Below are 23,483 nucleotides of genomic sequence, written 5' to 3'. Positions count from 1 at the left end.
TGAATCGCGGAGGCGACCGAAGACTCAATCGCGCACTCCACATGGCCACGGTCGCCCTCATGGCCCACAATCCTGAGACACGTGCCTACGTCGCCAAACGTCGGGCTGAAGGGCTCACCAACAAGGAGATCCGACGCTGCCTCAAGCGATACCTCGCCCGCCGGATCTACCGTGCCCTGGAAAACTCCCACAGGATCCCACTCGTTGCTTGACAGACATAGAAGAGTCCATCGTCCTCATACTGCCTGTGGCGAGATGCCCCCGGCCTCACTGGTCCCGATCGGTGTCAATAACGTCACGCCCTCTTACAACTAGCCCGAGACTCGGGGCGCCGCTGGCGGCAGGTGGATCACAGGGCGAATCGACTGAAGGTCACTCCGCCGAGAAGGGTTCGCGCGTCGAGGAGGTTCAGGACCTTAGGAGCGTTCAGCCACTGGGTGGAAGCTACGGGCGCCATCCTCGGCGTCGACGCCGGCCCTCAATGCTTCGAGTTCGCAGTCGCGAGGTGCCGACGGATCTCCTCTGCGACGGCTTGGGGGTCTTCGACGCTCAGCAGATAGGTCTTGCGCGCATCCCTGACCTCGACCGTGGGACCTCCGACAAGCAGACCCACCCGGCCGCCAGGAAGCAGGCGATACCCGGCACCCTCGAGGACTCCCGTCTCGGGGCCCGCCTCCACCGAGAGGATCTCAGACCAGGCGAAGTCCACGTGGAAGATCCCCATGCAGCGCGCCGTCAGTCCCTCGTCACCCGCCGTGATCGTGACCCGGGATGAGCCAAGTGCGATCCCCACCACCATTAGCAGTGCGAGCATGCCGAGTCCGACCCAGAGGGGTGTGAAGAGGAGTCCGGTGGCGCTCAGACCCAGGAGCAGAAGAAGGGGGATGGAGACGCGCCGGCTCAGCCGGACGCTGGAGATCTGATGTCCTTGTGAATGAATCATTGTTCTCAGCCTATAGATCGGGGCGCTGTGGAAATAGATTATTCGACAATTGTCACTTCAAGACTGCGCTGCAGCGCACGCTGTCCGCGATCAGCCGCGGAGTGTTCGTTTGATCTTCCTCGTGACTTTGCGCAGCACGGGAGGGCTCTGCGGACGCCGAACCAGGGACCGCCGGCCTGCGGCTCTGTGCGCGTCGGTCAAGTACGCATTGACCGTGGCATCCCCACCCTTTTCCAGGAGCTCCTCTTGGGCCTTGGCCATCCGAAATCCACCGAGACTGCCCCGGGTGTAGTGGTAGTTGGAGAAGCGCTGGTATTGCGCGAGGCTGATCCGCGGATGAGTCGCCAACGTGGAAGCCGGAGTGGACTGCAGCAACGTGCTCCAGCTGCTGGGTGGTTCCACGGGCTCTCCCCTGAGAGCCCGCTCGGCATCGACGAACAATGCGTCGAAGTGCGCGAGCAGCTCGTCGCTGTAGGTCACCGTGCGCTTGAACTCTGCTCCCGACGAGAACGTGAACTCCCCGAAGTAGGGGCCTTCCTCGGTGTCGTAGAGGTCGACCCGCACGAAGGGAGCGTCGGTCATCTTCGCGAGCTCGATGGCCCAGCGGGAGAGCATGACTGCCGAGCGTGGGACCACGGGCGCCCCGGGCTGGATGTCCGAAGGTCTGAACTTATAGTCCCGGCCGGGGACGAACGGCTTGAGGTCACCGTCGAGCTTCACCATGCGCGGAGGCGAGTAGTTCCGGTCGATCTGGGCGACCATGCCGATCTGGCCCTGGAACATGTAGAACTTGTAGTCGAAGGGCACTGCACCGGGCTGGGCGCCCCGAAGCAGCTCCTCCACGATCCAGGCGGCCTTCTTCCCCGGGAAGGTGGCCGCCACTGCGGCCTGCTTCTCGCGAATGCCGTCAAGCGTCCATTCGCGCAGAGCCATGTGGTCGAAGTACCGGTCCTCCCCGAGTCGTTCGAGCAGCATGACGCCCTTGGCCGACCATCCATTGGCGAACTTCAGTGCCACGCGATCGCCGAGCGCCTCTGAGGTGATCTCGCCTACGGAGTTCAGGACCGCGTGCTGCTTGGGCAGTCCGATGCTTTCGCCACCGAGCGTCTTGTCTTCGAGAAGCTGATGCACGTAGGTCTTGTTTGATAGGTCACGACGCTGCTGTGAGCCGCGGTTCCAGAACTCGGCCGTCACGAAATTCAGGAAGGGCGATTTCGCAGCGGTCTTGTCGGAAGTCATATATGGATACCGGTTCTCTACACGTCGTGATGATTCAGCTTGGAAGCTGCTGGTCGATTGGCACCTGTGAAGTGATGCGTGGGGCGTGATCTTGACTAGGAATGGTCTTCGGATCAGGCCGACAGGAATTCGAGAAAGGACGACTCCGGCTTCTCTCGGCTATCTACGGTATCTGTGTGTGGGATTCCCCGCAGTTATGTGACTTCGAAGGACACCTCTAGGTTGCGTTTAGCGATTCTTCTTGAAGGTTTTGTTGACGCAGCTCGTCCTGCGACCGCCGCACGAACGCGTCGCCGTGATATGGCTGGCGCTGTTCGTCGTCGGCGCCGTCGCGGGGCTGATCAGGCTCAAGGTGTTCCCAGGGCGTGAGGTGGAATCGTCGCGGACCGATGCCAGAGCCCCCGCGGCTCACCGCCCGAAGGTCTAGAGAAGGTCGCCTGCCGGGCGATATTCTTGTGCCATCTACCCGCCTGAGTCTCGAAGCAGGTGCGAGATGACCACCACGCTGGACATGCCGGTCGTCGAGGGAGTCGACCACACGTTCGTGGAACTATCCGATGGGCGAATGCACGTTGCCGCCATCGGTTCCGGGGAGCCTGTGCTGTTGCTTTCCGGGTTCGCGCAGACCTGGTGGGAGTGGCGGACGCTGATGCCCGCCCTGGCCGCGAACGGGTATCGCGCGATCGCGGTGGATCTGCGGGGTGAAGGGTGGAGTGACCTCCCCTTCGACGCGATCACCAGGACACGGCGCGCCCAAGACATCATCGCTCTGCTCGACGTCCTGGAGCTGAACAGTGTGCGCCTCGTCAGTCATGACATGGGCGCGATCTCCGCCATCCAGCTGACTCTGGAGCACCCTGAGCGATTCTCCGCCCAGGTGATCCTCGCCGTGCCGCCTCCGCAGATGAGGTTCTCGCTCGATCTGGTCCCCGGAATGCGGCATCTCTGGCACCAGGAGGTCCTTGCGATTCCGGGTCTGGGACCGGCCCTGTTGCGCGAAGGGCACCTTCCGCGGCACCTGTTCACCCAGTTCTCCTCGCCCGCCTTCGACCCGGCGGCCGTCGCGACCTATGTGTTGCTGCTGCGTGACGCTGAGCTTTCGAAGGCAGCCGCGCCGCTGTGTCGACGGATGGTGCTTCCTGAACTCGTGCGCATCGTGCGGGGGGCATACCGAGAACAACGCTTCGCAAGGCCAGTGCTGTTCGTCTTTGGCGCAGCAGACATCGGCTTCCCTCCTCACGTGGCCCGTAGGCTCTTCGAAGACACCGCCGCCATCGGCGCGGATGCTCGCTTGGCGCTGATTGATCACGCCGGCCACTACGTCGTCGACGAAGCTCCAGACTCCACTGCCACCCAGGTCCTGGAGTTCTTCGCAGAGACCTGACTGCACCACAACTGCCACCCTTCAGACCACATCTGCCCTCCTCAAAGCCCTGGACCCTGTTGTGTCACCAACCTGTTCCGAGCAGAATAAGCACGATGAGCAAGAAGAATCAGACGCACATCGTCGTCGTGATCATCGGACTTGCGCTTGCCGCCTCCGCCCTGATCGTGCTGATCCCGCACCTCTTCGACTCTCCCTCACCCCTCCAGACCTGGGCGGCCATCACCCTGGGAGTCGTGGCAGCGGGATTCGGTGGGGCCGCCCTCGCCCTGAGACACGCCCGCCCCGACTCCGCCCAGGGCTGACGCACCGTCCGCCACACCGAGCAGCGCACCAGGACGCAGAGCGATTGCCCTCCACACCTGCATCTGCAAAGCTCAGACCATGTGTGGACGCTATGTCATGGCCAAGGACACCGGCGATCTGGCCGGTGATCTGAACCGGGCGCGCCTCGGCCCGGTGCAGCCCCCGGCCTTCGAGCTCGCGCCCAACTGGAACATCGCCCCGACCTCCACCGTGCCCATCCTGGTGGAGCGCTACGACGACGCCGGGGAGCTGCGGCGCGAGCTTCACCCCGCCCGGTGGGGCCTGTTGCCCGGGTGGGCCAAGGACATGACGTTCAGCTCCCGCACCTTCAACGCCCGCTCGGAGACGGTGGCGTCCAAACCGAGCTTCCGCTCCGCAGCCAAGGCTCGACGCTGCGCGGTCCCCGCCGAGGCCTATTACGAGTGGAAAGCAGGGGGCGCGAAGAAGCGCCCGCACGCCATCCACGCCGCCGACGGCACGCCCCTGGTCTTCGCCGGACTCTATGAGTGGTGGAAGGACAAGGATGCCGAGGCCCGTGGTGAGTCCGACCCGTGGATCCTCTCCTGCACCATCCTCACCGGCCCATCCCCTGAGACCACCGACGACGGCGTGCTCAGCGACCTCGGGGCACTGCATGACCGAATTCCGCTGGCCATGACGGCGGAGTTCGCCGCTCAGTGGATCCACCCGGGGGAGAAGACCCCCGACGAGCTCGAGGTCCTGCTCGAAGAGCTGCGCAGCCAGATCCCTGCAGTCGCCTCCACCTGGGAGATCTACGAGGTGGACCCAGCCGTCGGCAACGTGCGCAACAACGGACCTCAGCTCTTGGAACCCGCGCCCATCCTCTGGGAATGAACCTCTGCTGATCCAGCTTGGGATCAACACGGCTTCGGGCAGCTCCACTGCCGCGTCCTCAGCGCCAGCGACTGCGCCATACCCAGCGCCACCACTCCACACCGGCAGGAGCAGACCATGATCAGCCTGGATCTCACCGGCAAGACCGCGTTCGTGAGCGGATCCACGCAGGGCATCGGCTACGCGATCGCGAAGCGACTTGCCGAGGCCGGAGCCCGAGTCGCGATCAATGGGCGCGGCGCAGAGAAGGTCGAATCTGCGATCCTCGCCCTGGCCGAGCGGGGCCTGCCCTCGGAGAATCTGTTCGCCGCACCCGGGGACGTCACCACCGACGAAGGGTTGGCCGAAGCCCTCGGCGCCACGGGGGACATCGATATCCTGGTGAACAATCTCGGGATCTTCGGCGCCCAGCCCGCATTGGAGATCGGCGACGCCGAGTGGCAGCGGTTCTGGGAGGTCAACGTCCTCTCCGCGGTCCGTCTGATCCGCGCCACGCTGCCGCAGATGATGCGCCGCGGATGGGGCCGGATCATCAACATCGCCAGTGACTCCGCCGTGGTGATCCCCGCTGAGATGGTCCATTACGGAGCGACCAAGTCCGCGCTGCTCGCGGTGTCCCGAGGCTTCGCGAAGGAGGCCGCCGGCACTGGCGTCACCGTGAACTCAGTGCTGGCCGGGCCCACGCACACCGAAGGCGTCGAAGACTTCGTCTACCAGCTGGTGGACACCTCCACGCCCTGGGCCGAGGCGCAGCGCGAGTTCATGCAGGAACAACGGCCCCAGTCGCTGCTGCACCGACTCATCGAACCCGAGGAGATCGCGAATATGGTCATCCACCTCGCCTCACCGCTGGCCTCAGCCACCACCGGCGGTGCCCTGCGCGTCGACGGCGGCTACGTCGATTCGATCCTGCCATGACCGCCTCACACGGCCACGGCCCCAGCAGCGCCAGCGGGATCCGCTCTCCCGCGGGCATCGCCGCAGGATTCGCTGCAGCCTGGAACGCGGCCGACGCCGACGCGCTGGCCGCGCTGTTCGTCGAGGATGCCGACTTCGTCAACGTGGTCGGCCTCTGGTGGGGCAGCCGCAGCAGGATTCGCAGCGCCCACGACTATGGATTCCGGAAGATCTTCAACGGTTCAGAGATGCGGCTCGAAACGGTCACGGTGCGTGAGCTGGGGGAGAGCATCGCCGTCGTCCACGCGCTGTGGACGCTCACCGGCCAGACCCCCGCCCCCGGGGACGACCCGGGCGCGGCCCTGGGCACCCGGCAGGGCGTGATCAGCTTCACCGTGGAGCACCAGCCCGGAGGGTCGGAGACCGAGGACGGCGGCTGGCTCGCGGTCAGCGCGCAGAACACCGACCGGGTGCCGGGAGCGGAGACCCTGACCGTCGACGGCGAGTCGCTGCGCCCCGCGGCCTACCAGGACCTCGGGGGAGTCAGAGGCAGTTGACGCAGCTCGGCTTGCCGAGACCTATTCGTCCCCGACGGGTTCCACTGCGGTTTCCACCAAGGGATCCTGACCGCGCAGGAAGTAGGCGCCCACGGACCCTGCAAGTGTGGCGAAGACGCCCACGGAGTACACGGCGAGGACCAGCTGCACGCCCTTGGAGAACGGGTCATCTGTGGTGATACCGGTGCCGGTCACCGTGGCCAGGGCGGCCTCGTAGAGCGCGCTGGTGTAGTCGTTGTGCGATTCGAAGGCATAGAGCAGCTGGCTCGCCGCCATGATCACGACGACGGTCACCGCCGCCAGCCATCCGATGCGGCTGGAGAGCAGCCGTCCGGCAGATCTGGAGCCGCGCACCCCGGCGGAGAGGATGCCGCCCACCCGGGCGACTCGAGCGACACGCAGCACTCGCACGGCCTGCAGGGCGCGGACAAAGCGCAGGAACGGCACCAGCAGGAAGATCACCTGCCACCAGTTGCGCCGCCAGAAGGCTTTCTGGAAGCCCGCCACATAGGCGCGCAGGATGAACTCAGCGACGAAGACGGTCCAGAACATCCAGCCGGCGATGCTCAGTGCGCGGCTCCACCCCGGTTCCGTGACCAGCATCTGACCCAGGAAGACGAAGAGGAAGAGCACGCCGAGCAGTCCCATAGGCCGATCCAGACGGGCGGCGAGACGTTCGGCCGCCGCCTCCTGTTCGGCCTCCTGTGCGGGTGCGCGCCTGGATTCGATGCTCACGCTGTGACCTCCATGGATGATGCGGTGGGACTCCCTGCCGCCACTCTACGAGTGACCGGCGCACCCGACTGACCGGCGGGGAGATTGACGGGAGCACCCCTGGACGATGGAATGATCTGATGGAGCTCATCGCGATCATTCTCTGGGTTGTGGCAGCAGTGCTGTTCACTGCGTCCTTCGACATGCTCCGGAGCGTGAATCCCCATTCCCGTCTGCCGTTCTTCATCGGCAGGCCGCCGAACAACCCTCCGCAGGTCGCGATGGTGCGGCTCCTGGCGTTCATCCTGTTCCTGGTCAGTGCCTGGATGTTCAGTGACGCCTATGGCCGCGCCATGGGTCCGATCCTGATCGTGATCGGCGCTCTTCCCGGCTGCCTGCGCAACTACCTGCACAACCGGCGCGTCGCCGCTGCCGAAGGAGCCGCATGATCGAGATCCTCAACGCCACCGCACTGTCCCGGGGGCGCGTCACCGGCGCGCTGGTCGCCGACATCCTGCAGGCCATGAAGGCACGCGCCAGCGTGGGCACCAACCTGCTGGAGATCGATGCCTGGACCAAGCAGATGATCCTCGACGCCCGAGCCACCTCCTGCTACGTCGCCTATGAGCCGTCCTTCGGGCGCGGACCTTTCGGTCACTACATCTGCACCTCGGTGAACGACGCGGTGCTCCACGGCAGACCCCACGACTACACGCTGGCCGACGGCGACCTGCTCACCCTCGACCTCGCCGTGTCCCTGGACGGGGTCGTCGCTGACTCCGCGATCAGCTTCATCGTCGGGAACTCCTCCGCACCGGAGGATGCGGCGATGATCGAGGCCACCGAGCGGGCGCTGGCCGCAGGCATCGCCGCCGCCGGCCCGGGAGCCCGAATCGGAGACCTCTCCCACGCCATCGGCACCGTGCTCAGCGACGCCGGGTATCCGATCAACACCCAGTTCGGCGGACACGGAGTGGGATCGACGATGCATCAGGACCCGCACATCGTCAACACGGGGCATGCCGGGCGAGGGTACAAGCTTCAGCCCGGTCTGCTGCTGGCCCTGGAGCCGTGGGTGATGGCGGATACCGACGAGCTGCGCACCGACGCCGATGGCTGGACCCTGCGCAGCGCCACCGGAGCCCGAACCGCACACAGCGAGCACACCATCGCCATCACCGAGGACGGGGCGGAGATCCTGACTCTGCCGACGCCCCGATCGGGCGATTAGGCGGCAGCGGTGTCCTCACGGGCGGCGCGCGACGCGACGACTGAGGCTGCCAGGATGAAGCCCAACAGCCAGAGCGTCCCGACGAGGACCCAGGCACTGCTTTCCTCTCCCTGAACCATGAGGAACAGGCCGGAGAACACCGGGCCGGCTCCCGCGGTCGCGATCCAGCGCCAGGCGGCGCGGTGGGCGCGAACCCAGGTCTCGGCGTTCATGGTGGTGGAGGGGATCCGAATGCCGACAAACGCGTTCAGCGGCAGCGTCCCGCGACGGCAGGCGAACGCCAGCACCGTGGTCAGCACCCCCACGCCGATGAATACCAGGCCGAAGATCAGCGCGATCACGCGTGAGGCCTCCCGGTCTCAGACTGCCGCACCACCTCGGAGGCCACCACCAGCACCAGACCGACAGCGGAGCCGATCATGAGGTCTTTCTTCCGATGCGCCATGGGTGCCTTTCTGCAGCTGCGTCCGCGGTTCTGACCTGGGCTTGGGCACCAGACTAGTTCATACGCGCAACCGCTTGGCCAGAATGACCAGGTCATCCAGGGTCGCGTCTTCACCATGCGGTCCCTTCGTCGACCGCGTGCGCAGCTCACCGACCCGCACCTCCCACGCCTCCCGCGGGACCAGGGCGGTCAGGTCGCCGTCCAGCGTGGGCATCTCCTCGGGTGCATGCTGATGCGCGGACCACGGTGGTGCGGCCGCATGAGAGACCACCAGCAGGTGTCCTCCCACAGCGACCCGCGCTGCCGCTGTCTGGAGGATCCGCTGCCGATCAAGTGCCACCGGAGACTGCAGGAAGGAGGCGCTGACCAGATCAAAGGGCCCCTCTGGCATGCCTTCAGGGAGCTCTGCAGCGAGGAATTCAGCGCTGCCACCCTGGAGATCCGCAGCCTCCGCGTGAGCCGCCCCGCGCGCCACGGCGGTGGCCGAGATGTCGACGCCGACCGCCTGCCACCCTCGTGCGGCCAGCCAGAGGACATCTCCGCCCTCTCCGCAGCCGAGGTCGAGTGCACGTCCGGGCGCAAGTTCGGCCACGAGGGAGCTCATCGTCGCGTTGACCCTCCCGGACCAGACTCGTTCTGAATCGGCGTAGCGGGTCTCCCAGAAGTCCCTCGGGTTCTCGTCACTCACGGTGGTGCCTTTCGCGTTGATGCATCCGTCTGGACCAGGGCACCTTACCGGTCGCGGCGTCAGTCCCCAGTCAGGATCAGCATCCATGATGGTCCCAGGCGACGCGGTGCAAGCACCGACGGGCGCCGAGCCGTGTCGGCACTTTCAGGTGCCATTCAAGGCTGACGAAGGAGCGCGCAATGAGCTACACCCACACGATCACCGTCCCGATGACCTATGACCAGGCGGTGGAGACCACCCGAGCTGCACTCGCCGATCAGGGTTTCGGAATCCTCACCGAGATCGACGTCAAGGCGACCTTCACCAAGAAGCTCGGCGCGGAGTCCGGCGAGGCGGTCGGGGACTACATCATCCTCGGTGCCTGCAACCCGACGTTGGCCAGCAAGGCCCTCGCCGCCGAGCCGCAGCTCGGCGCGCTGCTGCCATGCAATGTGGTGGTCCGTCGCGCCGCCGCAGAGGACCGGGCCATCGTTGAGACGATCGATCCGCAGACGATGGTCCAGCTCAGCGGGTCGGATGCGGTCCGAGAGGTAGCCGAGGACGCCGAGCAGCGCCTGCGCGCGGCGCTGGACGCGATCCGCGCCGCCGCGAAGAACTGACCGCCGGAACTGCCGGCCGGGTCGACCCCCGGCGTGCAGCGTCATCGCCCGCCGGGTCGAACCGTCTGGCCGCTGCGCGGACCGTTGGCGGAGTACCAGCCGGTGAAGAGCAGCACCAGCAGCGCGACGTCCGCGGCGTCCCCGCCGTAGTACATCAGCTGCGCTCCCGCCCGCGCGTCACCGTCTGCCGCCCCCTCCGGAGGATGCGCATAGAGCCATTTCGCGAGGATCGAATGCGCGGCGATGAACAGGACCAGCACCGTTGAGCGCAGCGCCATCGACGCCCGATGCGGATCCGGATCGACCCCGACCAACGACGCCGAGAACACGTAGCCGACCACGAAGATGTGCAGGTGGACCAGGGTGTAGGCCACTGGGGAGACATGCATGACCTGGAGCAGATCGGTGGCGTAAAGCAGCCAGAGACCGCCCGCGTTCAGCGTGCCGGCGACCACCGGGTGAGTGAGCACCCGGGCGCCGGGGCTGCGCAGAACCCGGGAGAGCACCCGTGCGGCCTGGACCGGCAGCGCGCGCAGCGCCAGAGTGACGGGCGCACTGCGCGCCAACAGCAGAGGGGAGATCATGCCCAGCAGAAGGTGACCGAGCATGTGCGCGGTGAAGCTGCTGTGCGCTGCGCTGGCCACGGGTCCGAGCAGCGCGGCCGCGGCACAGAGCAGTCCCAGATAGAACAGGATGCTGCGGTGCAGCGGCCAGGGGCTGCGGCGGCGTGCCGCCCGCAGCCCCGCGGCATGACCGACTGCGGCGAGCACCAGGATCAGCACGAGGACGACGTCGAGCGCGGCCCAGACCAGCGGATCGGCCGGTGCGATCCCGGTGAGGCCATCGAGGTGCTGCTCCTGATGTCGCATCAGCGGCTCGTCAGCACTCAGGCCCTAAGCCTGGCTGGTCGGGTGCGGCGCAGCATGAGCAGCCCAAACATCAGCAGCATCACAGCTGAGCCGATCCACGTCAGGTCATAGACGAACAGATCCACGCCGTACCGGATCTGATGGATCCCGAGCAGCTTATGGAAGACGACTCCGTCGAAGAGCTGGAAGAACCCGACGCCGGCAAGGACCGCACCGGTCCAGCGCACCCAGTGCACTTCCGTGCGGCGGCGGACGTCGGCCAGCAGGAACAGCCCCCAGACGGTGATGAACCAACCGAAGGCGTGGAAGAAGCCGTCGATGGTCAGCGCGACCTCTGTGGTCGAGAGGTCATAGAAGTGGTGCCACTGCAAGGCCAGGTGGAAGATGAACAGGTCGATCATCGAGGCTGCGATCCCCGATCCGAAGAGCACTCCGGAGAGCACCGTCCGCCGGTCAAGCTGCGACTTCAAGGGTGTGCTCACAGCACCCAGCCTAGACCTCGCTCTCCGACTGGGGGCGGTCTCAGGTCGGCATCGGAACCTGTGGAGCCCGGCATGGCCCTTGATCCGGGTGAGCGGCTCGGCTCGCGTCGAGGGGGTGGCGCTCCGCATTCCAAGGGACTGGAGAGTTGCACGTTCCTCGGGTCGAGCAGCTGAGCAACTATCACTTCGTCCCGAGCGGACGCGGCGCCGGACTGACCGGGCGGCCCGACTCGCGGGCAGGCGCTGATGATCAGTCCGGCGTCCGCCCCCGAGCCCGCCGCTCAGCCTTGCGCCGGAAGCTGCGCCGACTTGGATTCCTCCGAGCCCTCCGAGGCCTCCGACGTCGCAGACGAGGGACCGACCAGGAAGGATCGCAGCGCCGCATTGACGTCGTCCGCATGGGTCCACAGCAGCCCATGCGGGGCGCCTTCGATCTCGATGTACTCTGCGCTTGGCACCGCCTCACGGAAGCGCCTTGCGGTGGCGTCGATGGGCAGGATGTTGTCGGCCGTGCCGTGCAGGATCAGCACCGGCTTCCCGCTGGCGCGGACGGCTTCGACGTCCTGACGGAAGTCTTCGATCCAGGAAGAGACCACCGCGTACGCGGCCACCGGTGCGCTGGCGACCGCGACGTTCCAGCTGCCGGTGACGGCCTCCTGGCTGATCCGGGACCCGAGGGTTTCGTCCAGATTGTAGAAGTCGGAGAAGAACTGTGTGTACCAGGCGTATCGGTCGCCCTTCGCGGCGGCTTCGATGCCGTCGAAGACCTCCTGGGGCACACCTTCGGGATTGTCGTCGCGGGCGACCAGGAAGGGTTCCAATGAGGCCAGGAACGCGAGCTTCGCCACCCGGTCATGTCCGTAGCGGGAGACGTATCGCGCCAGCTCCCCGGTGCCCATCGAGAAGCCCACGAGAACCGCGTCACGGAGATCGAGGGTGGTCATGACGGTGTTGAGGTCAGCGGCGAAGGTGTCGTAGTCATAGCCGGACCCCACCTTGGACGAGTTGCCGAAGCCTCGCCTGTCGTAGGTGATGACCCGGTAGCCGTCGCCCAGCAGTTCGCGGGTCTGCTTCTCCCAGCTGTGTCCGTTGAGCGGGTACCCGTGGATCAGGATGATCGGCTGACCGTCACCCTGGTCCTCGTAGTAGAGGTGGATCGGTGTGGAGTTCTCGTCACCGACGTTGATGTATCCCATGACTGCTCCATTCGTGAAAGGACCTGCGATCCGGCTTGATCGCGGTGGCACAAGGGTCCCAGCGCCGAGGAGCAGCTCGCGTCGGTAGACACTACCTAAGTGGGTGATGGCCGCTGCCCAGGGCAGACCCGACGGGCTGCCGGAGGATGGTGCGCAGCTTCTCAGGGGCCGTCCTGCGCGGATCGCTGAGGTAGATCTCGTGGTGTTGGCCGGTGGGTGCAAGACCGTGTTGAGGGATGAACTCGTCGTGCATCGGTTCCAGGGTCCTGGGCTCCTCGTCAAAAGGTCCCACGTGCAGCGTCTGGACGCAGCGGCCTTCGGTGAGCGTCTCCAGCCGAACATCGTCAAGACGGGCGGGTGAGGACTTCGCACGCACCGCATCGACCGCCGCGGCGAGCATCATGGGGTCGATCCACTCGGGGACCAACATCATCAGCGTCCACTGCCACTGCGACTTGTCACGAGCGCTGGTGAACACCGTCATGTCTTCGGCCCACCACAGTCCTTCCAGCGGCGGGACCACGTAGTCGCGGTCGAGCTCCCGCTTGCTGGTGAACTTCAGCGTGTACGCCAGGGGGTAGAGCGCTTCCAGCGCGGCCGTGTATTCGGGCGAGGTGTTCGGGTCACCGTGTCCATCGATCATCAGATACTGCAATGCGGGCAGGTCGATGACCTGGTGGTGGCCGGGCTTGGCCTTGTAGCCGGGCAGCGTCTTCTTGAAGTCGATCTTCTCGGGCACAGCCTGCTCGCTTCCGAAGATGGCGAATGAACAGCAAGCTAGACGGCTTCGCTCGCCGGCTCAAGACTTCCCTGGACAGCCCCCGACTCGCAACGTGGTCGTGCGGAGACTAAAGGTCCTCAGGTGTTGGGGTTGGACTTTCAGGTTTTACCCAGCTAAAAACATGTTTCTGATAGGGAATGGTTGGTGGAGTCAGAATCTATTCTCCATCACATGGCGTCGGTCCTCATCGATTCGGCGGGACACTCTACTCCTCAAGGACGTGGCATGACTCAGGTTGATCTGACCTACCGAACACTGGGCCGCAGCGGAACTGTCGTCTCAGCTCAAGCGCTGGGCACGATGACGTTTGGTGCGGAGGCTGACGAGGCGACCTCGCATTCTCTCCTCGATGCCTACGTCGCCGGGGGTGGCAACTTCATCGACACTGCCGACGTGTACACCGCAGGTACCAGCGAGGAGATCATCGGTCGTTGGCTCGCCTCCCATCCGACCGAGGCCCGGCAGATGGTCCTCGCCAGCAAAGGCCGCTTCCCGATGGGTCAGGGCCCGAATGATCTGGGAACCTCGCGTCGGCATCTGCGGGATGCGTTGGATGCGTCCCTTCGCCGACTGGGCGTTGACCACATCGATCTGTACCAGTTGCATGCCTGGGATGCGATCACCCCGTTGGATGAGACGCTGCGCTTCCTCGACGACGCCGTCACTGCCGGGAAGATCGGCTACTACGGGTTCTCCAACTTCACCGGCTGGCAGCTCACCAAGGCCGTCCACCTGGCTGACCGGCACGGCTGGTCGCTGCCGGTGACCTTGCAGCCCCAATACAATCTTCTGGTCCGCGGAATCGAACACGAGATCGTCCCGGCAGCCCTCGACGCGGGGATCGGACTTCTGCCGTGGTCGCCGCTGGGCGGCGGGTGGTTGAGCGGGAAGTACCGCCGGGATGAGTCGCCGACGGGTTCGACGCGACTCGGGGAGAACCCCGAACGTGGTATGGAGGCCTGGGAGAAGCGCAATGCCGATGATCGCACCTGGCGGATCCTGGATGCTGTCTCCGCCGTGGCCGAGGAGCAGGGTGCTTCCGCGTCGCAGGTCTCGCTGGCCTGGCTGACGGCCCAGCCTGCCGTCACCTCCGTGATCCTCGGGGTTCGTACGTTTGAGCAGCTCCGCGACAACATGGCGGCTGATTCCCTCGAGCTGAGCACTGAACAGCTTGATCGGCTGACGCTCGCCAGCGCGCCCGAGATGGAGGACTACCCCTACGGGACGGCTGGCATCCAGCAGCGCCACCGCAAGCTCGGCGGGGGACGCTGATTCTCAGATGCGACGGCCTCTCGATGAGCTGGGCCGTTTCGTCACACCAGGTCTCAGCCTCTTGACCATGTTCCGACAACAGGGTGTTGACTCGCTGTATGACACAGGAACTGACCGACAACACTGGTGAGCCGGTCACTGTCGGACGTGAGTCGGCCGACCCCATCAGCGCGTTCACCGTGAATCTCCCCGGCGCCCCGCGCGTCGGCAGGGCCGAATTCATCGACTCTGCCGACGCGGATCGGGAACGGATCTTCTTCCACACGGAAGTCGATGAACACTACGCAGGACGCGGCCTGGCGGGGATCCTGCTGCGCGAGGCCCTCGCCGACAGCATTCGCAGTGGACACACCGTGGTCCCGGTGTGTCCACTGTTTGCTCGACATCTGAAGAAGCACGGCGATGAGTTCATTTCCGAGGGCGGCGCGTGGCGGACACCGACGCGCGCAGACGTCGCCCTGGTGTCGCGCCTCGCTCACGTTGATTCCTAGGCGGCTGTTGCGATGCAGATGAGCGTTCCCGTGAGCGGGCTGCCTCTCGCCGCAGCGCCCGCTTCGCCCGGCACCGGCGCGCAGGAGAACGGATGCGACCGCTGATCCCGGACTACCTCCACGAGGTCCTTGCCGCAGTGGCACCGAAGACCTCAGGAGAGATTGCGAGCTACATCCCTGAGCTCGCAACAGCGGACCCGGAGCGGCTCGGCGCCGTCTTCGCCACTGTCGATGGTGAGGTCTATGGCGCCGGAGACGTCGATGTGGAGTTCATCATCCAATCGATCTCGAAACCCTTCGTCTATGCATTGGCCCTCTCGGACCGTGGCTTCGGTCCGTTGCTCGACAAGGTCGGAGTCGAGCCTTCAGGGGAGGCGTTCAACGAGATCTCCCTGGAACGTGACACCGGGCGCCCTCGCAATCCGATGATCAACGCTGGAGCCATCACTGCGCACTCGCTTGCCGGCCCAGAGGGCCTCCGGGCCGAGGAACGTATGGAGCGCATCGTGCAGGGGCTTTCGGCGTTCGCGGGTCGTCGTCTGGAGGTCGACGCGAGAGTCTGCGCCTCGGAGATGGAGAATGCACACCGCAACCTCGCGATCGCGCATATGCTGCGCAACTACGGAATTCTCAGTGAGGATCCCAGGGGAGTGGTGGACGGCTACATCCGACAGTGTGCCCTGCTCGTCTCCACACGAGATCTCGCGATGATGGCAGCGACGCTTGCCAACCGAGGAGTGAATCCGCTCTCGAACGAGCAGGTGGTGGACCAGGCGGTGGTGCGCCAGGTTCTCAGTGTCATGGCCACCTGCGGAATGTACGACGCGGCCGGGGACTGGGCGACCCAGATCGGCATCCCCGCGAAGAGCGGCGTAGCCGGAGGGCTGATCGGCGCCCTCCCCGGTCAGCTCGGTATCGCCAGCTTCTCGCCTCGGTTGGACGCGCATGGGAACAGCGTCCGCGGTGTCTCTCTGTTTGAGCGATTCTCATCCGACATGGGGCTCCACGTGATGGAGGTGCCACCCACAGCCCGCGAGGTCGTCCGCTCCAACCGTGTGCGAGGAGAAGGCTCGGAGGCGACACGGATTCTCAGACTCCAGGGAGGGATCCGCTTCGCGGGCGCCGAGCGGATTGTTCGCGAAGTCCTGGACAGCGCCCCGTCGGAACCTCGGGTAGTGCTCGACATCTCGCTGGTCCACTCGATCGACGACGTGGCACGGCGCATGCTGCTGGAGGTCGCGCGTCGACTCTCCCTGGACGGCCAGCAGGTCATCCTCGTCGACCCGGAGTCGATCATCCCAGATCCGGATCCTGGCGAGGGCGGTTCGATCACCGTGGTGCGTGAGTCTGAAGAGACGCTGAATCTCATGGCGGTTGACCACGGAAGGCTCCGCTGACGTCATCGGGCGAGCTGCTTCCCGCTTTCTTGACTCAGCGCTATTGTCATCTCAGGGCACGGTGTCCTGCCATGAGGAGGCCGCACGCGCCATGAAGAACAGAAGTGTCGGGTCACGGATCCGCCGAATCTTCCTGTGGACGATGATCGGCTCGTTCTGTCTGGCGGCGGCGGCCGGGATCTTCGTCCTGATCGGCGTGAGCTTCGACGAGACCGGTGCTCGTGTGCTGGGGACGACCCTGACGGTGGGGCTGTTCAGTCTGGCGATGCTGTGCTGCGGCGCGGTCTTCAACCGGCGGACCCAGCTGGTGGGCGTCGCCGGAGTGGTCGTCTGCCTGCTCACCCTCGGTTGGAGCATCTTTCTGATCTGGTCCGATGGGTATCACGAGTGGAACGTCTACCAGGTTCTGCTCACCGGGATCACGTTCACCGTGGCCTTCAGCTTTGCGAGCCTGGTCCTGGCCTCTGCCACCCAGCGCGACAAGCTTGTGCGCAGCCTGCTCGGGTCCTTCCTGGTGTTGCTCATCGCCAGCATCTTCTTGACATTGCTGCTGATCTGGGACGAAGGGTGGGAGGGCGAACTGTTTCCCCGGGCCTACGGCATCGTCCTGATTCTGGCGGTTCTCTGCGGGGTGGTGGCTCCGCTGCTCTCGAGTCTTCGGAACCGGGGCACCCCGCACCAGGCAGCGGGCGACCGGAACCTCCCTGGCAGCACCCTGGCTGCGCCAATGGATGGCGGAGAACTTGATCCAACCCTGGTCGCCGCCCTGCAGCGGGAGGCTTCGAGCCGTGGCATCACAGTCGCGCAGCTGGTCGATCCGCTCCTGCGAGGCCCACGGTAGGGACACGCCAGCAGTGTCAGCGCGGGCGGCGCGTGGACCACACGGCGAGCCCGATGAGCGCCGGCTGGAAGAACAGCCGCACGAGCCGCTTGCGATCGGTGTCCAGCCCGAACCCATCGCGCTTGTGCACGTACTGTGCGATGTTGCCCGGGAAGACCGCGGCGAAGAACACCCCCGCGGCAGTGCCGACCAGCGGACGGTGCTCACGGGAGAACAGCAGCGCCGTGCCCAGTCCGATCTCAGCCACCCCAGATGCCAGGACGGTCGTGTCAGGGTCCAGCGGGAGCGACTTCGGGACCTGGGCGCGAAACTCCTCGCGGGCCCAGGCCAGGTGGGAGATCCCGGCAAATGTCAGTGCTGAGCCGAGGAAGATTCGGCCGGTGGTGCGTGCAAGGGAAGCCATGGTCTCAGAGTAGCGCCGGGACCAGCTGCGGGGGCTGGATGAGGGGCTTGCACTCTGCAAGCGGAACGGTGGGCCCTGCCGGGATCGAACCGACGACACCCGCGGTGTAAACGCGGTGCTCTACCAGCTGAGCTAAAGGCCCGTGCCCAGAGATCGCCGAGTCGGCGCGATCTGGTGCAGCAAGAAGTGTAACAACCCTCGCGCGCGGCTCAGGACCGTCCGCGGGCCGCGTTGAGCCTGGTCTGCTCGGCGGCATAGAGGGCCGCCCCGACGATCCCAGCATTGTTCTGCAGCGCAGCGACCTCGACGTTCGCGCGCAGATCCTTGATCTCGGGCAGGAAGTCCTCGCTGCGCTTCGAGATGCCGCCGCCGATGATGAACAGTTCGGGCGACTGCAGCCGCTCCACATGCTTGAGGAACCGGTTCAGCAGCTGGCCATACTCGTCCCAGGGCATGTCAGCCCGTTCGCGGGCTGCTGCGGAGGCCTTCTTCTCGGCCACCTCGCCCTCGAACTCCAGGTGGCCCATCTCGCTGTTGGGGACCAGCACGCCGTCGTGCACCAGGGCGGAGCCGATGCCGGTGCCCAGGGTGATCGTCATGACCGTGCCCTCGAGTCCCTTGCCGGCGCCGTAGCGCGCCTCGGCGAGACCGGCGCCGTCGGCGTCGTTGAGTGTGTGGACCTGACCCGGCAGGTGGCGCAGCAGCTTTGCGGCGTCGGTGTTGATCCAGGACTCGTCGATGTTCGCCGCGGAGAGCACGATGTTCTTGTCCACGATCGCGGGGAACAGCACACCCACCGAGAGCTCCTCCAGCGCGGGAGCCTTCTCCCGGCTCAGCAGCTCATCGAGGATCTCTCCGATCACCTCGGCCACCGCCTCCGGCGTCGCCGGCTTCGGGGTGGGGATGCGGAACCGGTCACCGGTCAGGGTGCCCTTGTGCAGGTTGACGAGCCCGCCCTTGATCCCGGTGCCGCCCACATCGATGCCGATGGCCCGCTTGGGAAGATCACTGATGGTCTCGCTGGCGGAACCGAGGGACTGGGCAGCCAGTGGCTGCTCGTGAGAAGAGCTCATAGTGGTGCAGTATCTCCGTGCTGTGGGGGAGGGGACCGGACTCAGGCGCCTGAGGGCAGCGTGAGGATCTCGGCGCCGTCATCGGTGACGACCAGAGTGTGCTCGAACTGCGCAGTGCGCTTCCGGTCGCGGGTCACGGCTGTCCAGCCGTCCTCCCACATGTCCCAGTGGCGCGTACCCAGGGTGAGCATCGGTTCGATGGTGAACACCATTCCCGGCTCCATCAGGCGCGCGTGGTTCGGTGCTGCATCGAAGTGCGGGATCACCAGGCCGGTGTGGAACGCCTTGCCCACGCCGTGGCCGATGAACTCGCGTACGACACCATAGCCGAAACGTTTCGCGTAGGACTCGATGGCGCGACCGATCACGTTGATCGGACGGCCAGGCTTCACCGCGCGGATGGCGCGCATCATGGCCTCCTCGGTGCGCTCCACCAGCAGTCGCGACTCCTCGTCGACCTCGCCGACATAGAACGTCCGGTTGTGGTCTCCGTGCACTCCATCGATGAAGGCGGTGATGTCGAGGTTCACGATGTCACCCTCGGTGAGCACCGTGGTGTCGGGGATGCCGTGGCAGATGACCTCGTTGACCGAGGTGCAGATCGCCTTCGGGAACGCGCGGTAGGACAGGCAGGACGGGTAGGCGCCACGGTCGGTGAGGTACTGGTGCGCATAGGCGTCCAGCTCCTCGGTGGTGACCCCTGGGCGGATGAGCTGGGAGGTCGCGACCATGGCGTCGGCGGCGAGCTGTGCGGCGCGTCGGATCCGCTCCACGGTGGCGGCGTCGTAGACGTCCTCGCCGGTGTACTCCGGCGGCGCCTCGAGGCCGACATAGTTGGGCCGTTCGATGTGCGCCGGGACCGGGCGCTGCGGAGACACCGTGCCCTTGGTGAGCGTGCCCATGGGGGCATGGGAAGACAGGGGAGTGGACTGCGGGGTAGCCATGGGATTCATCCTATCGGTCGGGCGTCTGGCCGCTCCGCCCGGCCGGTTCAGCTCGTCGCGGGGCTTCGCCGAGGGCGCAGCTGCAGCGCCAGCGCCACCACCGCGATGCCCACGATCACGCTGATCGCCACGGGCAGCGAGGACCCCTGGGTCATCACTCCGATGGCCGGGGATAGGCTCAGCATCACCGCGCGCATCGCCCAGCTGATCCAGGTCACTCCGCTGTGCGCCGGCAGTCCGGGCACCCGGTCGGCCCGGGCGAAGGCCACCGGCACGGTGATCGCGCAGCCCAGCCCGGCCAGCGCGAGGCCCATCAGGGTCAGCGGGACGCCGGGGGCCCAGGCGGCGCCGAGGAGTCCGATGATCACCGCGGAGAGGCTCAGGATCAGCGAGCTCCGTTCGCCGAGCCGGTCGATCACCCGGTCTCCGATCATCCGTCCGATGAACTGGGCGGAGAGCAGCACCGTGAGTCCGACGCCGGCCGAGGCGGCGTCCATGCCGCGCTCGGTGGAGAGCAGCACGGCGGACCAGTTGTTGCCCACGTCCTCCACCGAGATCCCGGCAAGCGCGATCAGCGTCAGCGGGAGCAGGATCTTGATCGCGGACCAGCCGGAGGGCCGGGCAGGGGTCTCCGCGTCCTGGGGCTCAGCCTCGGGCTCGGGCATGAAGGCCCTGGCCGAGAGCGTCATCGCCAGCACACAGATCAGGGCCCAGACCGCCATATGGGTCACCAGCGGCACTCCCAGCACTGCCGCCAAGACGCCCACGCCGCCGCCGAGCGCAGCGCCGATGCTCCAGCCGGCGTGCATCGAGTTCAACAGCGACCGCCGGTACGCGGCCTGGACGCGCAGTCCTTGAGAGTTCTGCGCCACGTCCACTGCGGCATCGCCGAAGCCGGTGATCAACAGCCCCGCGACCACCACCCAGGGATTGCCCAGCGCCACCCCGGCCGCGGCGAGGGTCAGCCCGCCACCCATCCAGAGTGTGCCGACGCTCGCGGTGCGCGCCACTCCGAGCCACCGGTTGATCACCCCGGGCATGTGCAGCGCCAGCGCGCCGCCCAGGCCGAAGCCCACCACGACCAGCCCGAAGATCGCCGGGCTCAGGCCGAGCGCATCCTTGACCTCGGCGTAGCGGGCCAGCAGCGAGGCCGGGAGGGCGCCGTTGGTGGCGAAGGCCGCCATGGTCGCCAGGCGGCTGCCTCGCAGGGAGGGGGCGCGGCGTCGTCGTCCGGTGGGGGCCGGGGTTGTCGAGGGTGGGGTGCTCGCGTGCATGAGCAGAAGTCTGACACGACACGGCCGCGCGCACCCTTCACGGGGTGAGAGTCCTGGCCGGGGCGTATTCTGAGGCCATGAGCACCGAATACTGGTTCAACGTCCGCACCGGTCAGGTCGAGGAGGGCGCGCAGTCCTCCTGGAGTCAGCTGCTGGGTCCTTATCCCACCCGCGAGGCCGCCTCCGAGGCGCTCAAGCGCGTGCAGGAGAACAACGAGGCCTGGGATGAAGAGACCGAGGAGCGCAAGAAGCGCTGACCTCCGCGCCGTCGGGGGTGGGGCGACCGGTGACGCTGGGGCCGCGGGCTAGCCCTCGAAGCTGTGTTCCGGGGCAGGGAAGGTGCCGGCGCTGACGTCCGCGTGGTACGCCGCGGCGGCCTGTCCGACCACCTCGCGCAGGTTCGCGTACTGCTTCACGAAGCGCGGGAGCCGCCCGGAGCCCAGTCCGAGCATGTCCTGCCAGACCAGCACCTGACCTGTGGTGCCGTTGCCGGCGCCGATGCCGATGGTCGGCACGCGCAGCGCCCGGTCCACCTGGGTGGCGAGCTCGGCGGGCACCATCTCCATCAGCACGCAGAACGCGCCTGCGGCCTCCAGCGCCAGGGCGTCGTCGATCAGCGCCTGCGCAGCCTCTCCGCGTCCTTGGACTCGGTAGCCGCCCAGAGCGTGCTCGGACTGCGGGGTGAAGCCGATGTGCGCGATCACTGGGATGCCGGCGGCGACCATGACGCGGACATGCTCAGCCATCGCCGCGCCGCCTTCGATCTTGACCGCCTGGGCCCCGGCCTCCTTCATGAATCGGACACCGGTGGCCACGGCCTGCGTCGGGGAGGTTTCGTAGCTGCCAAACGGCAGGTCCGCGACGACCAGCGCGCGATGCGCGCCGTTGACCACAGATTTGGTGAACACCAGCATCTCGTCCACGGTGATCGGCAGCGTGGAGGAGTGGCCCATCATCACGTTGGAGGCGGAGTCGCCGACCAGGAGCAGCTCGATCCCCGACTCGTCGAAGATCGACGCGATCTGCGCGTCGTAGGCGGTCAACATGGAGAATCTCTGGCCGGCATCCTTGAACTGCTGAAGGTGCACGGTGCGTACCCGCTTGGGGCTGATCGGCTCGGACATAGGATCAGGCTACCCAATCCTGCGGGACCCCCGGTCAGCGGGCCGCATCGGCGAAACGCGCTGCACACCGTCCACCCAGGAGTAGTTGGGTAGAGTGGTCCCGGCGACACCCACTGCATTTCAGGAGGCTTCAACGTATGGATCGACAGCAGGAATTCGTACTGCGCACCATCGAGGAGCGCGACGTCCGCTTCGTGCGCCTCTGGTTCACCGACGTGGTGGGCTCGCTGAAGTCTGTGGCACTGGCTCCGGCCGAGGTTGAAGGCGTCTTCAACGAGGGCCTGGGCTTCGACGGATCCTCGATCGAGGGCCTCTCCCGCGTCTTCGAATCCGACATGCTGCTGCGCCCGGACCCCTCGTCCTTCCAGATCCTCCCCTGGCGCGGTGAGGAAGAGCCGACCTCCCGGATGTTCTGCGACATCCTCACCCCGGACCAGGAACCCGCTGCCGGGGACCCGCGCAACGTGCTGCGCCGCCAGCTCGACGTCGCCGGGGAGATGGGCTTCACCTGCTACACCCACCCCGAGGTCGAGTTCTACGTGCTCGAGTCCCAGGACCTCAACTCCGACGGCGAGCCCGTTCCGGTGGATCAGGCCGGCTACTTCGACCACGTCACCGGCAGCGTCAGCCAGGACTTCCGCCGCCACACGGTGAACATGCTCGAAGCCGTGGGCATCTCAGTGGAGTTCAGCCACCACGAGGCTGGCCCGGGTCAGAATGAGATCGACCTGCGCTACGCCGATGCGCTGACCACTGCGGACAACATCATGACCTTCCGCACCGTGATCAAAGAGGTCGCGATCATGCAGGGCAAGTACGCCAGCTTCATGCCCAAGCCGTTCTCGCAGCACCCGGGCTCCGGCATGCACACCCATTTCGGGCTCTTCGAGGGTGACACCAACGCGTTCTTCGCCCCGAACACCGAGTACAACCTCTCGACCACCGCTCGGCAGTTCATCGCCGGCGTGCTGCGCCACGCGCCGGAGTTCACCGCGGTGACCAACCAGTTCGTGAACTCCTATAAGCGTCTGTGGGGCGGGGGAGAAGCGCCCTCACACGTCTCCTGGGGCCACAACAACCGGTCCGCGCTGGTCCGGGTGCCGCTGTACAAGCCCACCAAGGGCGGCTCTGCACGCGTGGAGTTCCGCGGCATCGACTCCGGCGCGAACCCGTACCTGGCCTATGCCGCCGTGCTCGGCGCCGGGCTCAAGGGCATCCGCGAGGGCTACGAGCTGATGGATCCGGTGGGCGAGGATGTCTGGTCGCTGACCACCTCCGAGCGCAAGGCGCTGGGCATCAAGCCGCTGCCGGGCACGCTGCACGAGGCGCTGCGCCAGATGGAAGACTCCGAGCTGATGGCTGAGATCCTCGGCGAGCAGGTCCTGGAGAACTTCCTCCGGAACAAGCAGCAGGAATGGGACGAGTACCGGGTGAACGTTTCGCCCTTCGAGATCAAACGGTACCTCGGCCTGATCTGA

The 23,483-nt window shown here is 66.2% G+C and carries 29 protein-coding genes and 1 tRNA gene; 15 read left to right on the top strand and 15 right to left on the bottom strand.

Annotation, left to right across the window (positions count from 1 at the left end):
* A partial coding sequence (locus BCL67_RS09400; RefSeq protein ID WP_146131124.1) for a transposase occupies window positions 1-212 on the top strand: 212 nt, incomplete at its 5' end.
* A 266-nt stretch (window positions 213-478) separates the two neighbouring features.
* Here the strand turns inward: BCL67_RS09400 and BCL67_RS09395 are convergent.
* Together BCL67_RS09395 and BCL67_RS09390 are read right to left on the bottom strand one after the other, a co-directional pair.
* Window positions 479-943, bottom strand: coding sequence for a hypothetical protein (locus BCL67_RS09395; RefSeq protein ID WP_106123182.1), 465 nt, complete (start codon window positions 941-943; stop codon window positions 479-481).
* Window positions 944-1,033: 90 nt separating this feature from the next.
* Window positions 1,034-2,182, bottom strand: a complete 1,149-nt coding sequence (locus BCL67_RS09390) for an ATP-grasp fold amidoligase family protein (RefSeq protein WP_106123181.1) — start codon at window positions 2,180-2,182, stop codon at window positions 1,034-1,036.
* Between the two features lie 493 nt (window positions 2,183-2,675).
* Here BCL67_RS09390 and BCL67_RS09380 point away from each other — a divergent pair, with 493 nt between their 5' ends.
* The 5 genes from BCL67_RS09380 to BCL67_RS09360 all read left to right on the top strand — a co-directional run bounded on the left by BCL67_RS09380 (window position 2,676) and on the right by BCL67_RS09360 (window position 6,181).
* Window positions 2,676-3,566, top strand: coding sequence for an alpha/beta fold hydrolase (locus BCL67_RS09380; protein ID WP_106123179.1), 891 nt, complete (start codon window positions 2,676-2,678; stop codon window positions 3,564-3,566).
* Between the two features lie 95 nt (window positions 3,567-3,661).
* Window positions 3,662-3,871, top strand: coding sequence for a hypothetical protein (locus BCL67_RS09375; RefSeq protein WP_106123178.1), 210 nt, complete (start codon window positions 3,662-3,664; stop codon window positions 3,869-3,871).
* A 79-nt stretch (window positions 3,872-3,950) separates the two neighbouring features.
* Window positions 3,951-4,727: an SOS response-associated peptidase gene (locus BCL67_RS09370; RefSeq protein WP_106123177.1), complete on the top strand. Its 777-nt coding sequence runs from the start codon at window positions 3,951-3,953 to the stop codon at window positions 4,725-4,727.
* A gap of 120 nt (window positions 4,728-4,847) precedes the next feature.
* A complete protein-coding gene (locus BCL67_RS09365) occupies window positions 4,848-5,645 on the top strand; it encodes an SDR family NAD(P)-dependent oxidoreductase (RefSeq protein ID WP_106123196.1) in 798 nt (265 codons plus the stop codon).
* The gene (locus BCL67_RS09360; protein ID WP_106123176.1) at window positions 5,642-6,181 is read left to right on the top strand and encodes an SgcJ/EcaC family oxidoreductase; all 540 of its coding nucleotides are present in this window, start codon (window positions 5,642-5,644) and stop codon (window positions 6,179-6,181) included. Before BCL67_RS09365 ends, BCL67_RS09360 begins: the two co-directional genes overlap by 4 nt.
* 21 nt (window positions 6,182-6,202) lie before the next feature.
* Here the strand turns inward: BCL67_RS09360 and BCL67_RS09355 are convergent, their stop codons facing one another.
* Window positions 6,203-6,916 carry an ion transporter gene (locus BCL67_RS09355; RefSeq protein WP_258174930.1) on the bottom strand — a complete coding sequence of 238 codons (714 nt, stop codon included), beginning with the start codon at window positions 6,914-6,916 and terminating at the stop codon, window positions 6,203-6,205.
* A gap of 194 nt (window positions 6,917-7,110) precedes the next feature.
* Between BCL67_RS09355 and BCL67_RS09350 the strand changes: the two genes are divergently transcribed.
* Both BCL67_RS09350 and map (BCL67_RS09345) read left to right on the top strand, forming a co-directional pair.
* Window positions 7,111-7,344, top strand: a complete 234-nt coding sequence (locus BCL67_RS09350) for a hypothetical protein (RefSeq protein WP_146131123.1) — start codon at window positions 7,111-7,113, stop codon at window positions 7,342-7,344.
* Entirely contained in the window at window positions 7,341-8,126 is a 786-nt protein-coding gene (gene map, locus BCL67_RS09345; protein ID WP_106123174.1) for a type I methionyl aminopeptidase, read from the top strand. Before BCL67_RS09350 ends, map (BCL67_RS09345) begins: the two co-directional genes overlap by 4 nt.
* Here the strand turns inward: map (BCL67_RS09345) and BCL67_RS09340 are convergent.
* Window positions 8,123-8,467 (bottom strand): SdpI family protein, encoded by a 345-nt coding sequence (locus tag BCL67_RS09340; protein WP_106123173.1) that lies wholly within the window; start codon window positions 8,465-8,467, stop codon window positions 8,123-8,125. The two genes, map (BCL67_RS09345) and BCL67_RS09340, sit on opposite strands and share 4 nt — an antisense overlap.
* Window positions 8,468-8,629: 162 nt before the next feature.
* On the bottom strand, window positions 8,630-9,259 hold the full coding sequence (locus tag BCL67_RS09335; RefSeq protein ID WP_258174929.1) for a class I SAM-dependent methyltransferase: 630 nt from the start codon (window positions 9,257-9,259) through the stop codon (window positions 8,630-8,632).
* Between the two features lie 179 nt (window positions 9,260-9,438).
* Between BCL67_RS09335 and BCL67_RS09330 the strand changes: the two genes are divergently transcribed.
* Window positions 9,439-9,858, top strand: a complete 420-nt coding sequence (locus BCL67_RS09330) for a DUF302 domain-containing protein (protein WP_106123171.1) — start codon at window positions 9,439-9,441, stop codon at window positions 9,856-9,858.
* A gap of 41 nt (window positions 9,859-9,899) precedes the next feature.
* On the opposite strand, the gene BCL67_RS09325 is transcribed toward BCL67_RS09330, so the two are convergent.
* The 4 genes from BCL67_RS09325 to BCL67_RS09310 form a co-directional block, all read right to left on the bottom strand.
* A complete protein-coding gene (locus BCL67_RS09325) occupies window positions 9,900-10,727 on the bottom strand; it encodes a cytochrome c oxidase assembly protein (protein ID WP_106123170.1) in 828 nt (275 codons plus the stop codon).
* A gap of 17 nt (window positions 10,728-10,744) precedes the next feature.
* Window positions 10,745-11,209: a DUF2243 domain-containing protein gene (locus BCL67_RS09320; protein WP_308737996.1), complete on the bottom strand. Its 465-nt coding sequence runs from the start codon at window positions 11,207-11,209 to the stop codon at window positions 10,745-10,747.
* A gap of 281 nt (window positions 11,210-11,490) precedes the next feature.
* A complete protein-coding gene (locus tag BCL67_RS09315; RefSeq protein ID WP_106123168.1) occupies window positions 11,491-12,405 on the bottom strand; it encodes an alpha/beta fold hydrolase in 915 nt (304 codons plus the stop codon).
* A 91-nt stretch (window positions 12,406-12,496) separates the two neighbouring features.
* Window positions 12,497-13,144, bottom strand: a complete 648-nt coding sequence (locus BCL67_RS09310; RefSeq protein WP_106123167.1) for a GyrI-like domain-containing protein — start codon at window positions 13,142-13,144, stop codon at window positions 12,497-12,499.
* Window positions 13,145-13,426: 282 nt separating this feature from the next.
* On the opposite strand from BCL67_RS09310, the gene BCL67_RS09305 reads away from it, so the two are divergent.
* From BCL67_RS09305 to BCL67_RS09290, 4 genes are all read left to right on the top strand, one after another.
* Complete coding sequence (locus tag BCL67_RS09305; RefSeq protein ID WP_106123194.1) at window positions 13,427-14,458, top strand: aldo/keto reductase; 1,032 nt, start codon at window positions 13,427-13,429, stop codon at window positions 14,456-14,458.
* A 98-nt stretch (window positions 14,459-14,556) separates the two neighbouring features.
* Window positions 14,557-14,949 carry a GNAT family N-acetyltransferase gene (locus BCL67_RS09300; protein ID WP_106123166.1) on the top strand — a complete coding sequence of 131 codons (393 nt, stop codon included), beginning with the start codon at window positions 14,557-14,559 and terminating at the stop codon, window positions 14,947-14,949.
* A gap of 92 nt (window positions 14,950-15,041) precedes the next feature.
* Window positions 15,042-16,346 (top strand): glutaminase, encoded by a 1,305-nt coding sequence (locus tag BCL67_RS09295; RefSeq protein ID WP_106123165.1) that lies wholly within the window; start codon window positions 15,042-15,044, stop codon window positions 16,344-16,346.
* Complete coding sequence (locus tag BCL67_RS09290; protein ID WP_146131122.1) at window positions 16,324-17,187, top strand: hypothetical protein; 864 nt, start codon at window positions 16,324-16,326, stop codon at window positions 17,185-17,187. The genes BCL67_RS09295 and BCL67_RS09290 overlap by 23 nt, the downstream gene beginning before the upstream one ends.
* A gap of 16 nt (window positions 17,188-17,203) precedes the next feature.
* Here BCL67_RS09290 and BCL67_RS09285 read toward each other — a convergent pair whose 3' ends face one another.
* From BCL67_RS09285 to BCL67_RS09265, 5 genes are all read right to left on the bottom strand, one after another.
* Window positions 17,204-17,590, bottom strand: coding sequence for a DoxX family protein (locus tag BCL67_RS09285; RefSeq protein WP_106123163.1), 387 nt, complete (start codon window positions 17,588-17,590; stop codon window positions 17,204-17,206).
* Between the two features lie 69 nt (window positions 17,591-17,659).
* Window positions 17,660-17,732 (bottom strand) — tRNA-Val (locus BCL67_RS09280).
* A 67-nt stretch (window positions 17,733-17,799) separates the two neighbouring features.
* Window positions 17,800-18,663 carry a polyphosphate--glucose phosphotransferase gene (gene ppgK / locus BCL67_RS09275; protein WP_106123162.1) on the bottom strand — a complete coding sequence of 288 codons (864 nt, stop codon included), beginning with the start codon at window positions 18,661-18,663 and terminating at the stop codon, window positions 17,800-17,802.
* A gap of 41 nt (window positions 18,664-18,704) precedes the next feature.
* On the bottom strand, window positions 18,705-19,607 hold the full coding sequence (gene map, locus BCL67_RS09270) for a type I methionyl aminopeptidase (RefSeq protein WP_106123161.1): 903 nt from the start codon (window positions 19,605-19,607) through the stop codon (window positions 18,705-18,707).
* Between the two features lie 47 nt (window positions 19,608-19,654).
* Entirely contained in the window at window positions 19,655-20,881 is a 1,227-nt protein-coding gene (locus BCL67_RS09265) for an MFS transporter (RefSeq protein WP_106123160.1), read from the bottom strand.
* A gap of 77 nt (window positions 20,882-20,958) precedes the next feature.
* On the opposite strand from BCL67_RS09265, the gene BCL67_RS09260 reads away from it, so the two are divergent.
* Entirely contained in the window at window positions 20,959-21,138 is a 180-nt protein-coding gene (locus tag BCL67_RS09260) for a hypothetical protein (protein WP_106123159.1), read from the top strand.
* Between the two features lie 48 nt (window positions 21,139-21,186).
* Here BCL67_RS09260 and panB read toward each other — a convergent pair whose 3' ends face one another.
* On the bottom strand, window positions 21,187-22,005 hold the full coding sequence (gene panB, locus BCL67_RS09255) for a 3-methyl-2-oxobutanoate hydroxymethyltransferase (RefSeq protein WP_106123158.1): 819 nt from the start codon (window positions 22,003-22,005) through the stop codon (window positions 21,187-21,189).
* A gap of 137 nt (window positions 22,006-22,142) precedes the next feature.
* Here panB and glnA point away from each other — a divergent pair, with 137 nt between their 5' ends.
* Complete coding sequence (gene glnA / locus BCL67_RS09250) at window positions 22,143-23,483, top strand: type I glutamate--ammonia ligase (RefSeq protein ID WP_106123157.1); 1,341 nt, start codon at window positions 22,143-22,145, stop codon at window positions 23,481-23,483.

This window comes from Nesterenkonia sandarakina (assembly GCF_003003175.1).
In the GTDB taxonomy this organism is placed as follows: Bacteria; Actinomycetota; Actinomycetes; order Actinomycetales; family Micrococcaceae; genus Nesterenkonia; species Nesterenkonia sandarakina_A.
The sequence above is the reverse complement of the archived record's forward strand: the minus strand, read 5'-3'. Positions and strand labels throughout refer to the sequence as shown.